At 59.8% G+C, this 13,878-nt stretch carries 17 protein-coding genes; 6 read left to right on the forward strand and 11 right to left on the reverse strand.

The window, feature by feature from the left end:
* Positions 1-37: 37 nt before the first annotated feature.
* Positions 38-460 (reverse strand): DUF5518 domain-containing protein, encoded by a 423-nt coding sequence (locus ACYQ14_RS04930; protein WP_459889980.1) that lies wholly within the window; start codon positions 458-460, stop codon positions 38-40.
* Positions 461-662: 202 nt separating this feature from the next.
* On the opposite strand from ACYQ14_RS04930, the gene infB reads away from it, so the two are divergent.
* Positions 663-2,462, forward strand: coding sequence for a translation initiation factor IF-2 (gene infB / locus ACYQ14_RS04935; protein ID WP_459885395.1), 1,800 nt, complete (start codon positions 663-665; stop codon positions 2,460-2,462).
* 21 nt (positions 2,463-2,483) lie between these two features.
* Here the strand turns inward: infB and ACYQ14_RS04940 are convergent, their stop codons facing one another.
* The gene (locus tag ACYQ14_RS04940; RefSeq protein WP_459885398.1) at positions 2,484-2,867 is read right to left on the reverse strand and encodes a cyclophilin-like family protein; all 384 of its coding nucleotides are present in this window, start codon (positions 2,865-2,867) and stop codon (positions 2,484-2,486) included.
* Between the two features lie 181 nt (positions 2,868-3,048).
* On the opposite strand from ACYQ14_RS04940, the gene pyrG reads away from it, so the two are divergent.
* The 3 genes from pyrG to ACYQ14_RS04955 are packed head-to-tail and all read left to right on the forward strand — an operon-like array spanning position 3,049 to position 5,991.
* Positions 3,049-4,752, forward strand: a complete 1,704-nt coding sequence (gene pyrG, locus ACYQ14_RS04945) for a glutamine hydrolyzing CTP synthase (RefSeq protein WP_459885401.1) — start codon at positions 3,049-3,051, stop codon at positions 4,750-4,752.
* On the forward strand, positions 4,752-5,669 hold the full coding sequence (gene guaA / locus ACYQ14_RS04950; protein WP_459885404.1) for a glutamine-hydrolyzing GMP synthase: 918 nt from the start codon (positions 4,752-4,754) through the stop codon (positions 5,667-5,669). The genes pyrG and guaA overlap by 1 nt, the downstream gene beginning before the upstream one ends.
* A 1-nt stretch (position 5,670) precedes the next feature.
* On the forward strand, positions 5,671-5,991 hold the full coding sequence (locus ACYQ14_RS04955; RefSeq protein ID WP_459885407.1) for a DUF7126 family protein: 321 nt from the start codon (positions 5,671-5,673) through the stop codon (positions 5,989-5,991).
* Positions 5,992-6,476: 485 nt separating this feature from the next.
* Here the strand turns inward: ACYQ14_RS04955 and ACYQ14_RS04960 are convergent, their stop codons facing one another.
* From ACYQ14_RS04960 to ACYQ14_RS04990, 7 genes are all read right to left on the reverse strand, one after another.
* On the reverse strand, positions 6,477-7,214 hold the full coding sequence (locus ACYQ14_RS04960; protein ID WP_459885410.1) for a 5-formyltetrahydrofolate cyclo-ligase: 738 nt from the start codon (positions 7,212-7,214) through the stop codon (positions 6,477-6,479).
* A 96-nt stretch (positions 7,215-7,310) separates the two neighbouring features.
* Entirely contained in the window at positions 7,311-7,862 is a 552-nt protein-coding gene (locus tag ACYQ14_RS04965) for a pyridoxamine 5'-phosphate oxidase family protein (protein ID WP_459885413.1), read from the reverse strand.
* A 91-nt stretch (positions 7,863-7,953) separates the two neighbouring features.
* Positions 7,954-8,511: a MogA/MoaB family molybdenum cofactor biosynthesis protein gene (locus ACYQ14_RS04970; RefSeq protein WP_459885416.1), complete on the reverse strand. Its 558-nt coding sequence runs from the start codon at positions 8,509-8,511 to the stop codon at positions 7,954-7,956.
* A gap of 105 nt (positions 8,512-8,616) precedes the next feature.
* Positions 8,617-8,904 (reverse strand): transcriptional regulator, encoded by a 288-nt coding sequence (locus ACYQ14_RS04975; protein ID WP_283834334.1) that lies wholly within the window; start codon positions 8,902-8,904, stop codon positions 8,617-8,619.
* A 3-nt stretch (positions 8,905-8,907) separates the two neighbouring features.
* Complete coding sequence (locus ACYQ14_RS04980) at positions 8,908-9,525, reverse strand: hypothetical protein (protein ID WP_459885419.1); 618 nt, start codon at positions 9,523-9,525, stop codon at positions 8,908-8,910.
* 13 nt (positions 9,526-9,538) lie between these two features.
* Positions 9,539-10,435 carry an ABC transporter ATP-binding protein gene (locus ACYQ14_RS04985; RefSeq protein ID WP_459885422.1) on the reverse strand — a complete coding sequence of 299 codons (897 nt, stop codon included), beginning with the start codon at positions 10,433-10,435 and terminating at the stop codon, positions 9,539-9,541.
* Entirely contained in the window at positions 10,432-11,292 is an 861-nt protein-coding gene (locus ACYQ14_RS04990) for an ABC transporter permease (protein WP_459885425.1), read from the reverse strand. The genes ACYQ14_RS04985 and ACYQ14_RS04990 overlap by 4 nt, the downstream gene beginning before the upstream one ends.
* A gap of 235 nt (positions 11,293-11,527) precedes the next feature.
* On the opposite strand from ACYQ14_RS04990, the gene ACYQ14_RS04995 reads away from it, so the two are divergent.
* Positions 11,528-11,839 (forward strand): DUF7977 family protein, encoded by a 312-nt coding sequence (locus tag ACYQ14_RS04995; protein WP_283834975.1) that lies wholly within the window; start codon positions 11,528-11,530, stop codon positions 11,837-11,839.
* A 52-nt stretch (positions 11,840-11,891) separates the two neighbouring features.
* Here ACYQ14_RS04995 and ACYQ14_RS05000 read toward each other — a convergent pair whose 3' ends face one another.
* On the reverse strand, positions 11,892-12,209 hold the full coding sequence (locus tag ACYQ14_RS05000) for a DUF7853 family protein (RefSeq protein WP_283834338.1): 318 nt from the start codon (positions 12,207-12,209) through the stop codon (positions 11,892-11,894).
* A 273-nt stretch (positions 12,210-12,482) separates the two neighbouring features.
* On the reverse strand, positions 12,483-13,037 hold the full coding sequence (locus ACYQ14_RS05005; RefSeq protein WP_459885428.1) for an NUDIX hydrolase: 555 nt from the start codon (positions 13,035-13,037) through the stop codon (positions 12,483-12,485).
* 135 nt (positions 13,038-13,172) lie between these two features.
* Between ACYQ14_RS05005 and ACYQ14_RS05010 the strand changes: the two genes are divergently transcribed.
* The gene (locus ACYQ14_RS05010) at positions 13,173-13,865 is read left to right on the forward strand and encodes a PHP-associated domain-containing protein (RefSeq protein ID WP_459885431.1); all 693 of its coding nucleotides are present in this window, start codon (positions 13,173-13,175) and stop codon (positions 13,863-13,865) included.
* Positions 13,866-13,878: the final 13 nt, after the last annotated feature.

The raw sequence follows: 13,878 nt of genomic DNA on the forward strand, positions 1-13,878 counted from the left end.
TTAGGCCGAGAGAAGACTCAAACGAGTAGAACAACTGTTATGGCGTTCTCTTGACTAGTCGTTTAGATACTATATCACCAATTATCGATCCAATAGAGGCAATCGCACCATATATTATACTTATTATTATCGCAGATAAAATCAGCATTACGAACTGAAATAGACTAAACCAGATAGGTTGAGACAACTCTGCGACGAATAACGAAGTGGTAGAGAATAGCCACAAAATCGGTATTGACCCGATGGCTCCTGTAAGAAAGCCTGCAAGTAACGTATTTCTAGACTCTCCACCATATTTATATCCAGTGAGCAAGCCTGAGAAAAGTATAGGTGCAGAAGGAATCTGATAAATATTTGGATCAGAAAATAGGAACACGAGGCCAAATGTTACCGGGATTGAGGCGAGACCAATAATAATTGCTGGAATCCAATACGTGGGTCGCCAGTCATTTGGAATCATATTTGATAAGCTACATTCATCAATTATATCTAATGGTACAAAAACCACATCATATCGATTCTAACCAATAGGATTATAAATATCTGGTTTGCAATCACCGCACGCGAGGACTCCATGGGTTGATTTTCGCAAACCTACGTGACGATGCCTTTAACTGCCGCGGAGCAAAGGAGTGAGTAAAGACCTTCTCTGGTGGTTCACCATGTCGGACACGGACACACACGACCCCACATCTCTCAGAACGCCGATCGTCGCCGTTCTCGGACACGTCGATCACGGAAAGACAAGTCTCCTCGATAAGATCCGCGGCTCGGCCGTTATCGAGGGTGAAGCAGGCGCGATCACACAGCACATCGGTGCCACTGCCGTGCCCCTCGATATCATCTCGACGATCGCGGGCGACCTCGTCGACCCGGACGACTTCGATCTGCCCGGATTGCTCTTTATCGACACGCCGGGACACCACTCCTTTACCACGCTTCGCTCGCGCGGTGGTGCGCTCGCCGATATCGCGATCCTGGTCGTCGACGTCAACGACGGCTTCCAGCCGCAAACGATCGAGGCGCTCGATATCCTCAGACGCACGGAGACACCGTTTATCGTCGCCGCCAACAAGATAGACACCGTTCCGGGCTGGAACCCGAACGAGGACACGCCGATCAACGACACTTACGACGCCCAATCGGATCGCGCGGCCTCGAGACTCGACGAAAGCCTCTACGAGATCATCGGCGAGCTGAGCGACGAAGGGTTCTCGGCGGACCTCTACTGGCGTGTACAGAACTTCCAGCGCAACGTCGGCGTCGTTCCCGTCTCCGCGATGACCGGCGAGGGCGTCCCCGACCTGCTGGCCGTGATGATGGGGCTCTCCCAGCGGTACATGAAAGAGGAGATGGAGATCGACGTGGCCGGCCCCGGTGTCGGGACCGTCCTCGAGGTCAAAGAGGAGAAAGGGTTCGGGACGACCATCGACATGGTGCTGTACGACGGCACGATTCGAGCCGACGACATCATTGTCGTCGGCGGAAAGAACGAGCCGATCGTCACGGAAGTCCGCGCGTTGCTTCAACCGAGGCCGCTCGCGGAGATCCGTACCGAGAGCCGGTTCGAAAAGGTCGACGAAGTCAAGGCCGCCTCGGGGATCAAGATCGCCGCCCCGGAACTCGAGAACGCGATGGCCGGCGCGCCGGTTCGCGTCGTTCGAGATCGCGAACTCGACAATGTCGTCCACGAGGTGCGGGCCGAACTCGCGGACATCGCCGTTGACACCGAAGAGCAGGGCGTCGTCGTCAAAGCCGACACCCTCGGGAGTCTCGAGGCGATGGCGGACGCGCTCGGCGACGCCGAAATACCGATCGTTCGCGCGGAGGTCGGCGACGTTGCGCCGCGAGACATTTCCGTCGCGTCGACGGCGGAGGATCCGAAACAGCGGGCGATCCTTGGATTCAACGTCGACGTGCTCGCGGACGCCGAAACGCGGGCCGAACAGGACGACGTCGAACTGTTCACGGACGAGGTCATCTACCAGCTGGTCGACGAGTACGACGAACACATCGAGGAACTCGAGCGAGCCCAGCAGGACACGATCCTCGAGAACATCTCCCGACCCGCACGATTCCGGATTCTTCCGGATCACACGTTTAGACAGAACGATCCGGCGGTCGTCGGCGTCGAAGTCAACGCCGGCACGATCCAGAACAACAGCTTCGTCGTCAAGTGGGACGGCAACGAGACCGAACGCGTCGGGCAGGTAAAAGGGATTCAAGAGCAGGGCGAAGACGTCGACGAGGCCCGCGCGGGCAACCGCGTCTCCGTCGCCATCGACGGGCCGACGGTCGGTCGCCAAATCAAAGAGGACGACGAACTCTGGATGGAGGTCCCCGAAAAACACGCGAAGATCTTAGAACAGGAGTTAAAAGACGAGATTCCGGGCGACGAGCTCGAGGCGCTGAATATGTACCTCGAGAACCACCGGAAACGGGACCCGTTCTGGGGCAAGTAGTCGCGATTGGAGCAGAACGGCTCAGTTTTCAGTGTCGTGTCGTTCGAAACGGATCCGCGTACCACCCTCGAGATCGGAAAGTGGTGACACGTCTTCGAGCGTCGCGACCACGTTCACGGGCGCGGCCGCGCGCGGTTCGCCGTCGGTGCTCGCGGGCGTCGGCCCCCAGAACAGACAGAGCTTGTTCCCCGTCGGCCAGTAGGCAATCGCACCGATCGGGACCGCTTCGGCCTGGTTTTCGGGCGGAACGTCGATCAGAACGTCGAAGTATAGTTCGTCGCCCCAGCGGATGGCCTCGCCCTCGAGCGGGAGCGCTTGCTCGAGTGCGTCCCGCGTTGTGGGAGCGGCTTCGTTCCACGTGGCCTCGAGTTCGCGGTCGCCGACACTGATTCGAAGATCGGTCATAGCGTCACGGTCGAACGGCGGGTACGTAGTTCTTCATGGTTAGTCGATGAACGCCACGGTCGTCAGTGGACGAACGGTTGGCATCGACGTGGCACTCGAGTTCGCCGTCGGAGAGTGACACTGATTCGCGGAGCGGGTGCCATCCCGAAATGGTTTTCAACCGCTCGCGCGCACACTCGGTATGCCGACGGACTCGGACACTAATTATGACCCCACACTGGGGAACAAGTTCATCTTCGTCACCGGCGGGGTGATGTCGGGACTCGGCAAAGGGATCACGGCCGCCAGCACCGGCCGTCTCCTGAAGAATGCCGGCTTCGACGTCACCGCGGTGAAGATTGATCCGTACCTGAACGTCGACGCTGGGACGATGAATCCCTACCAGCACGGGGAGGTGTACGTGCTCAAAGACGGCGGGGAAGTCGACCTCGACCTGGGGAACTACGAACGGTTCCTCGACATCGACATGACGTTCGATCACAACGTCACGACGGGGAAGACCTACCAGCACGTCATCGAGAAAGAGCGCGCGGGCGACTATCTGGGCAAGACGGTCCAGATCATCCCCCACATCACTAACGATATCAAGCGTCGTATCCGCGAGGCCGCGGAGGGAAGCGACGTCTGTCTCGTCGAAGTCGGGGGAACCGTCGGGGACATCGAGGGGATGCCTTACCTCGAGGCCCTGCGCCAGTTCTCTCACGAGGAAGACGAAGAAGACATCCTCTTTGCACACGTCACGCTCGTCCCCTACTCGAAAAACGGCGAACAGAAGACCAAACCGACCCAACACAGCGTCAAGGAGGTCCGTTCGATCGGGCTCCAGCCCGACGTTATCGTCGGCCGCTGCGACGACAAACTCGACCCCGAAACCAAGGAGAAGATCGCGCTGTTCTGTGACATTCCGACCGATGCGGTGTTCTCTAACCCCGACGTCGAAGATGTCTATCACGTCCCGCTCGTCGTCGAAGAGGAGGGGCTCGACGACTTCGTCCTCGAGAAGTTCGATCTCGAGGACGAGGCGCTTCCCTCCGGCGAACGAACGAAGGAGTGGCGGGAGGTCGTCACGACGGAGAAATCGGGCGAAGTCGATATCGCACTCGTCGGGAAGTACGACCTTGAGGACGCCTACATGTCGATCCACGAGTCGCTCAAACACGCCGGCTTCGAGGTCGGCGTCGACGTGAACGTCCACTGGGTCGCGGCCGACGAGATGGCCGAGGGCCACGACGGACAGCTCGCGGACGTCGACGGGATCATCGTTCCCGGCGGCTTCGGGATGCGCGGCACCGAGGGCAAGATCAACGCGGTTCGGTACGCTCGAGAGAACGACGTGCCGTTTCTCGGCCTCTGTCTGGGCTTCCAGATGGCGGTCGTCGAGTACGCCCGTAATGTGCTCGGCTTCGAGGGCGCGCATTCGGCGGAGATGGACGAGGAGACGCCGCATCCGGTCATCGACATCCTCCCCGAACAGTACGAGGTCGAAGATATGGGCGGCACGATGCGGCTCGGTTCGCACGAAACCCAAATCGAGCCGGGAACGCTCGCCGCGGATATCTACGGCGGCACGTCCTGTACGGAGCGACACCGCCACCGCTATGAGGTCAACCCCGAGTACTTCGAGAACTTCGTCGACGAACCGCTGTCGTTCTCGGGAACGGCGGGCAACCGAATGGAAATCCTCGAGCTCGAGGATCACCCGTACTTCTTCGGAACCCAGTTCCACCCCGAATACAGCTCCCGTCCCGGCGACACGAGCCCGCCGTTCCTCGGTCTCGTCGAATCGATTCTCGAGGAAACGGAGGGCGGAAACGCGGATGCAGATACAGAGACGGTCACAAATGCAGAGACAGACACGGAGAGCGGTCAAGAGGTGACTTACTGATGGTAAACACAGAGACGTTCGTCCCCGAGGCAGTCGAAGAGATCGAAAACGAGATCGGCAACGCGAACGCGGTTATCGCCCTCTCGGGCGGTGTCGACTCGTCGGTCGCGGCCGCGCTTGCTTACGAGTCGATCGGCGACCAGCTAACGCCAGTGTATGTCGACACCGGCCTGATGCGTAAAGGCGAGACGGACCAGATCCGCGAGACGTTCTCCTACATGGACAGTCTCCGCATCGTCGACGCCAAAGACCGGTTCCTCGAGGCGCTTTCTGGCGTCACCGACCCCGAGGAGAAGCGATCGGTGATCGGCGAGCAGTTCATCCGAGAGTTCGAACGCGAGGCCAAAGACGCCGATGCGGATTACCTCGTTCAGGGGACGATCTACCCCGATCGGATCGAATCCGAAGGCGGCATCAAGTCCCATCACAACGTCGGCGGACTGCCGGATATCGTCGATTTCGACGGCATCGTCGAACCGGTCCGAGACCTCTACAAGGACGAGGTTCGCGAGGTCGCACGTACACTCGACCTCGACGAACTCGTCGCCGAACGGATGCCGTTTCCCGGCCCAGGACTCGCCGTTCGAGTCATCGGCGAGGTCACCGACGAAAAGCTCGAGGTCGCTCGCGAATCCTGCCACGTCGTCGAAGAGGAACTCGAGGAGTACGAGCCGTGGCAGGCCCTGGCGGCTGTAATCGGGAAAGCAACCGGCGTCAAAGGCGACAACCGAGTTCACGGCTGGGTCGTTTCCGTTCGCTCGGTCGAGTCACGGGACGGGATGACCGCTCGCGCCCAGGAGATCGACTGGGAGACCCTCCAGCGAATTCAATCCCGGATTACCGGCGAGAACGAAAACGTCTCGCGGGTCGTTTACGACGTCACACACAAACCGCCCGCGACCATCGAGTACGAGTAAGATGGATGCAATCGTTTCCGGGCCGGACGAGGACGGAATCGGCGAGGCGCTCGAAGAAGAAGGTGTCACCGTGACTCGCCTCGAGGGTACCCTCACCCGCCCGCAGCTCGAGGAGGCGGGTATCGTGGAGACGGACCTGTACGTGCTGACCGACGTCGGCCAGTCGACGACGGTTCCGATCGCGGTCGATCTGAACGACGGCCTCCGGACGGTCGTCTACGCACGGGATACGATTCCGGAGTTCGTTCGCGGACAGCTCGACCTCGCACTCGATCCCGAGCTGATGGAGCCGGCGATGGTCGCAGAGGAGCTTGTCGACTGAGTCTATCGATCGTATAAGGCGTATAACTGCGGTATAAACTATCTATTGCCAGAAATAGGCATTTTGAACTGTGGTTAATTGCGTGGTAATTCGGCATAAGAGGGGAATACCATCGCCATCGTTCAAGTAGGATACGGCGATACCAAGAAATGGAGGTCGACGGGCACACCCACACAAAGGCACCCACCGCCTTGAACCCGTGACTTCCAGCAACCCCACCACAGCACCCTTCCCCCACCATTGCCACACCGTTTTGCCGACGCGGGCTCACTGCACCGACCCGCGTCGCTCTTCGGATGGCTGTCGGGACACTATGTCCCGACGTGGATCCTCAAACCGATCACCCATTGGATCCAACGAGTTGTCTGTGTTTGCGAGCGTCCCGGCCGACCGCAGTTATCGGACCGCGATGAACTGCAGACATACGTTGCCGGGCGTTCTTCTCGAGTACCCGAATAGGCTCCGGTATCCGCGGATATCGCGGCTCAGTCTCGGATTCGATTCAGGACGGGAATCTCCTCGAGTCGATCGTCCGAAAGGAGCCCCCAGTCGATACCGGTCGGGTTTCGATTGTCGACGGACCCGGACGGCCTGTAGACATGGTCCGGAGTAACGATCACGTCCATCGAAACGTCGTGATCGTCAGTGGGAATTTCGTCGTCGATACATTGGCGTTCGTGGACTGTCGTTGCAACCGGCGTGTCGTCGTCAACGAGAGCCAATTCGTGGAGTATCGCGTATTCGAGGTCGCTGTATCCCTCACCTTTCCCGATCCGCGCCCCGGCGCTCGAGTGTTGCTCTCCCGTCCCGACCGCGACGCTCCCAGAAACGATCAGATCGATATCCTCGACGGCTTCGGGGCCGACCTGCACGCCGTGTTTGGACGACCCCGAGACCGTCGTCGCGGCGTCGTAATCCTCGAGTTCGTCGGGGTCGAGTCGGAGGAAACACTTCTCGTCGCGGAGTCGAGGAACGGCCATGTAGACGGTTTTTCCCTCGCACAGGGCACGTCGTCGCACCGGAAGTTGTGGCGCGTCGGGGTTAGCCTTGATCGTCTCGGCTCGTTGCCACTCCGGTTGGTCGGCCAACCGTTCGGCCGCCACCTTCGCGTCGGCGAAGTTCGGGATGCGCCCGTGGGGCGGAAACGGAAACCTGGCTTCGCCACTCTCCTCGAGGTCGTTCCAGACGCGCTCGCGAATCTCCTGTTTGGTAGCGTCGCTCATGAGTCGTTTTGCGGTTGGTCGCCGATCGAATATGTGCACCGGTCGCGCCACGTCGAAGTGTATCGGCCACACTATGTCGACCTGTTAGCGAGGGGTTCAGGACGAACGGCCGCCAGAAGTGTCGACGAAGCACCATTTCGTGGCATCTTCCGGATAGTCGCTCCACGCGAGCACGGTCGTCGGCCGAACGGCGAAGACGGGTGTGCCGTGGGGGACACCGTACTTGTCCTCGTAGGCCTCGTCAATTCGCTCGAGGAGTCTTTCGTCCACCTGCGTGGCGGTGCATTTCTCAGCCCGTCCCTCGAGAATGACGACCGATTCCGCGTCCTCCGTGTGGACCGTGATTGCGGGCGCAGACTCGAGGTTACGAACCCAGCGAGCGCCTTCGCCGCCGCCGCAGTGAAACGTTTCCTCGAGCCAGATCCCCCAGATCGGACGCGCGTGCGGTCGGCCGTCGGGGCGGGTCGTCCCGACCCAGAAGAACTCGTCTTTGGACAGCCGTTCGGTGACGAACGACCACGGGAGGAGACCGGTTTCGTCGTCCGGGATTCCGTAACTCGCTTCGGTTTCGGGCCTCGAGACGCGTCGCTCCGGATCGGATTCGGTGCTTTTCGGCAGATCCATATCGCGGTCGGGTGAGTTGGACATCGTCCGTCCGTCTCGACGCCAACAACCAAGAACCTCTCCGTCGACGGAGTGCGCTTCGCTTCTCGAGAAGGACGCGTCGATCGTCGGCTCCTCAGGCGTTTTTCCGCCCGTTTCCGTTCGCCAGCGCGGTGAGTCGGTCCGCCTCGGGGATGATAATTGATTCGCTCGCGATCCGTGTGGCGACAGGGTTGTTCGGCAAACAAAACACGGGGATACGCTCGCTGACACCGGCGAGCGTTCGGGTAGCGACGACGCTCGTTCCGATCTCGTCGTAGGAGACGAGGTGGAACAGGTCGACGAACGCAGGTAACTCCTTCTCGAGCAGTGGGTCGACGGCCTCGACGGTCACGTCGTCTGGTTCGATGCCGGTTCCGCCGGTGGTGACGATGATGTCAACGTCGTCACGGTCGAGGAGTCGGGAGATCTTCGACTGGACATTGTCGTGGTCGTTCGCAATGAGTTCTCGCGTAGCGATTTCGTGACCGGCGGCCTCGAAAGCGTCAACGATCGCACCGCCGGCCTCGTCTTCTTCGATCGACCCGTTGGAGGTGATCGTCACGACGGCGATACAGAGTGTGGCGCTCGTATCGGATTCCTCGGGCGAGGAATCCTTGTCACTCGGTGTCCGCTCGTCGCTTTCTGCAGTCATGGACGCGTGTTCGGCCTCGAAGGAGTAAAACGCTGTCCCATCGTGGAGAGTCCCAGATAAACGTGTGAATATCGCTTCTTCGGCGAGTTGCAGTACTACCACTCCTCACGTATCGAGGCCGTCGATTAAGCTCTCGAGAGTTTCGACGTGTGCTTCGAACAGTTCGGTTCCGCGATCGGTAAGCCGGTAGGTCGTCTGCGGTTTCCGATCGACGAACTGTTTTTCGACTGCGACGCAGTCCTCGTCTTCCATTCGTTCGATGTGACTCGCGAGGTTTCCCTCCGTTATCTCGAGGTCGTCTTTCAGGTCGGTGAAACTCGTCTCCCCGTTCGCGTAGAGAGACGCGAATATCTGGAGTCGCGTCGGCTGGTGAACGAGTTTGTCGAATTCCATTGGTTAGTAGCGTCGTGAGAGGGTGACGTACGCAACGAGACAGTACAGCGCGTAGCCGACACCGAAGACCGCAAACTCCGCGTTCTCGAGTGCCGAGATGTGAGGGATGGCCGCAACTAGCGCGAGAATCCACCCGCCGCCGACGTAGAAGGCGTACCGATCGACCCGTCTAATGTTGTACGCCTCGAGTAACTGCCCCATGTAGAGATACGCCATCCCCATCAGCGAGCCGACGATGACCAACCAGAGTGTGAGAACGTCGCCCTCGAATCCACCCAACAACGGTCTCATGCCGATAATCGCCGCAATCAAGCTGGCGAAGATGATGTAGTGCCAGAAATCCCAACTCGGAATGCCGCTCGTGGGCCGGTCATAGGCTTTCTGGATCCGCCAAAGGACGAACTGGTGACCGAGAAAAACGCCGACGGCCGTTGCAGTGAGCCACCACGAGAAGCCATCGTTGAGTCCGAGTTGCATGAGCGGAAAGAGCAGCCCGACCCCGATCCCCTCGACGATCCAGAAGCGCCACCAGTAGGGGTACTCGGACTGGAGACCCATGGCCTCCTTGATCTGGCCGATTTCGTCCTGTAGCGTTTCTGGGTCAATGTTCTGGTCACTCATATTCCGTGGTCACTTATTCGAAGTCGTCGTTATTCGAGGCACTGTTCGTGTAATAGTTAAAGAGGTCGGTGTACGTCGGATCGACGACCTCGAGTGCCTGGTTCGACTCGAGAGCGGCGTTCGTCTCGGACTCCGGTTGCTGGTCGTCGGCCGGGAGAAAACCGCGAATCGTCCCGTTCCCCTGGAACACCTCACCGCCGACGACGACGGAAGCGAGTTGTTCCGAGTTCGAGAGCGTCGTTTCGACGACCTGCGGAACGGAATCGAACAGCGTATCGGGCGTTCCCGTCGTCACCACTCGCCCGTCCGCGACGAACGCGATTCGGTCCGCGATATCGGCGTCCATCGGGCGGTGACTCGAGACGATGATCGTCTTTCCGTCGGCCTGTTTCTCTCGAATCAGGCCGTGAACGACCTGGATCATCGAGAGGTCGAGCGCGGCCGTCGGCTCGTCGAGGAGGTAGATCGGCACGTCGATGCTCAAGGCGATTGCCAACTCGAGTTTCCGGACCATGCCGCCAGAATAGTCTTCGACTGGCTTCTCGAGATCGGCGTCGATCTCGAGCAGTTCGACGTACTCGCGCCAATCGTCGGTGAAGTTCGGGTGGAGTTGCTCGTAGAACCGCAGGTTCTCCCGTCCGGTGAGTCGATCGACGCAGAGGGCATCCTGCAACAGGAAACTCGTCGTGTCGGATCGCGCGGTCGGATCCTCTCCGAGTACCTCGATACTCCCTGCGGACGGGTGCTGACTTCCCGCGAGACAGGAAAACAGCACGGACTTGCCGACACCGTTGGGCCCCAGTACCGCGAGCAGTTCGCCCGATTCGACGGCGAGATCGATGCCCTCGAGAACGCGTTCGTCACCGAAGGATTTCTCGACACTCTTCGCGAGAACGGACGGCTGGCTCACGGCCACCACCCCCGTTTGTAGAGGACCTTATTGAGCAGAACCGTCCCGACGACGAGCGCGACCGCGGCGTACGCGAAAAGTGCGAGCAGATATTCGGGTCCCGCGGGCAGTGCCGGCGGAGCCGCGCCGATCTCAACCCACTCCTCTCCGGGGACGAGATGGTAGACCATGAGCCGCGTCGGAAGCGTGTTCGGGAGGTAGTTCATCAGTTCGCCGTCGATCGGCGACATCTCCGCGTTGACACCGTTGAGTCCGGTCAGAACGTACCCCGCGACGGCGATCATGGGAACTGCGTACTCGGCGACGCGTTCGTTCTTCGCGGCGGCGATAAACGGAAGGGCCACGATCATCCAGAACACGCAGGTGAGCGCGAACGCGCCGAGAACGATCGGTATCGATTCGGGCCCGCGGAGTCCGAACGACGCACCCGTGAGGACTCCCGCGACGAGCGTCAGTCCGAACGCGACGGCGGCGAGACAGAAGCCGGCGAACATTCGCCCGCCGAGATCCGCGGACGGGGAGATCGGCATGGATCGATAGGCCTCGTACCGACGGTCCTCGAGGTCCGTTGCCAGTTGATAGCCGAACACGTACAGACAGATGTATACCGCGCCGAAGACGCCCGTGCCGACCGCCCAACTCGCCAGCATCGTTTCCGGAACGTCACCGCCCTGCATGCTAAAGAGCAACTGCATTCCGGGAGCGAGCGCCACGACCGTTCCGAGCAGTATCCAGCTGTTCAAGACCTCTCGAAGGCTTCGCTCGGAGAACGCTCTCGCTTGCGAGAGCCATCGCCTCGAGCGCGATCCGTCCGCGAATCCTGGTTCGTGTTCGTCGGCTGTCGTCTGTGTTGCCATTCTCTTTCGTCAGTACCCGACACCCTTACCACACAAAATACTTTCTACTGCAAAGTCACTTTGTAGCACAAAGTAACTAGGTTCACGGAACGGGGCCGGGAGAGAGGGGAGTACGGACGAAGAAGGGGGATTGACTGAATACGACCGAATTTCCGACCGTGTTTGGTGGTGATCGAACGGAATCGGAGAACCCGGAACCGTGACCCCTTTGATGGCACGCTCCAAATGGACAGGTGTGACCTCGAGCGACGACAGCGGATACGTTCACGACCCGGCCGATTTCGACGACGAACCGGCTGGGCCGGGGGATGAATCGGCGAACGAAGAGTGGCTCGAGAACCCTGCACACCCCGAAACGGCCGACCGGGAGTTCGGAAAACGAGGCTGGGTACTCGTGGGCGTGATCGTCTACGCGTTTATCATCTCGCCGCTCGCGATCATGTTCTGGCCGATGGATGTCTCCTACCGGTTCGCACTGTTAATTTTACCGCTCGTACCGGCCGTCCTCCTCGCGGTGACTGCCGTCTGGGCGACGACGCGGGCATAGACCGGTTCGTCTCTTCGAACAGGTGCAAAAAAGCGACCGAGCGGTACCGCTTTTATTGACCGCCGAGTTCGGGGAGAGTGGCCTCAAGACGTCCGAGGACGATTCTGCCGTGATCGACGTCCGACGGGGGCGTCTCCGGCGCATCGATATAGTCTGTAAGGATTTCGTGAACGCGGTTCGCTTGCTCGCGAGTAAACGTTCTCCCGTCGGACTCGATCGTTTCGACGACCTCGAGCGCCCAGGTCGGCGGAATCGCGTCGTCGTCGATGGCGTCGTCGACACGTCGTGCCACCACGTCGTGAACGACCCACTGTTCGTCTCGAGAGAGATCGACTTCGTACGTCTCGGTTGTCGGTGGCGAGGAACTCATTTCGGTACAGGGACCGATTTCGTCGGCCCACAGACGACGATACGGACGGGGGTGTTATAAACTTTGTTAGCTTATGACATACGACAGAAATTCATTATTTCCCAGCAGACTTCAGGTGAACGGTTTCGAGTGAACGGTTTCGGGTGGACGACTTCGCGGTAGGTGTATATAGGGGACTACGAGATACCCTTACCAAACACTCACAACCGAAAAACAGCGCTTTCAGCGCGGTGATCTTATTCTGCGGAAAACCGCTTCGAACCGGATCGTCGACTAATTGGTATCTCGACGCATGGCGATTTCGAACCACGGGCAGAGACGAAGTTGTCGATACCACTCCGGGTTGGAGTGAAGTCGTTCGTACGGGACCCACATCAGGCCCGCAACTTCGTCGACATCCGGCTCGAGCGTCTTATCCGCTAGCGTCAGTTTCAGGACCGCACAGACCTCGTGTTCGACGCCCTGATTCTCGAAGTATCGTTTGTACTCGAATCGGTCGGTAATCCGGAGATCGTCGTACTGTTCGGGGCTGATACCGAGTTCCTCCTCGAGTCGTTCTCTCGTCGCCTCTTCCTGGCTCTGGCCCTCGACGGGGTGGGAAGCGACAGTTCCGTCCCAGTGGGTCCCCCACAGCCGTTTCTCGGGTGCACGTTGGGCGAGGAGAACGTTATCGTCCCGGTCGAAGACAAGCGAAGTGAACGCCCGGTGGCGGATTCCCTCGCCCGTGTGCGCCTCGAGGCGGTTGACCAGACCCTGTTCCGTGTCGTCTGAATCGACGGCGATTACGTCCTGTCCGACATTTTCGTGTAGATCGTCGGCCGCGTTCATACCAGCATAATCAAACCGGCTCGTAAAACCAGTACCGACTCCGGAACGAAATTCGGTCGGCGAATGAGAGATCGGCATCGAGGCAGGGTCGAGTCCCGTTTGGAACGTCCGAAGCGTAGCGAAATGTCAAGACCAATGTCACTCGCGAACCAAGACGCTGCCATGTTCGCCGTCGATCTCCACGCACACACTCGGTTCTTCCACGGCCACCGACGCCTCGGCGATCGGTTCGATCCGTACGGATTCGCGCTCCTCGCTCGAGCTGTCGACCGCCGTGGTCTCGACGGGGTCGCGACGACGAACCACGATTATTCGAGGGCGTTTTCGGATTCGACGATCACGACGATTCCGGGGATCGAAGTTTCGACGACACACGGCCATGTATTGATAATCGGCCCGAATCCGCCGAGCGAGACGGTTCCGCTCGAGTACACGCCGTGGGAGGTCGCCGAGATGGCCCACGATCGCGACTGCGTGGCCATCGTCTGCCATCCCTGCCGAAACAGCACGGTCACGGACCTCGAGGGAGTCCCGTTCGATGCCGTCGAGATCAACGGGAAGCATCCGCGGACGCGTCCGGTCGCGGCGGAGCTGGCGACGGCCCACGACGTCCCGTTGGTAGCGGGAAGCGATGCGCACCTCCCGTTCGAGGCTGGTCGGGCGTACACGATGATCGACGCGGACCGACTCACTCCCGAATCGGTCGTCGAGGCGATCCGGGAGGGCCGTGTCGAACCGAGGGTCGCAACCACTCGAGTCGATCAACTAATTCGACGCGGTTACCGCACACTCCACCGGCGAAAACACGGAGAAACGCGTTCAGAGTGAGCGCGCCACGGGC

This window comes from Halostagnicola bangensis, assembly GCF_054653435.1.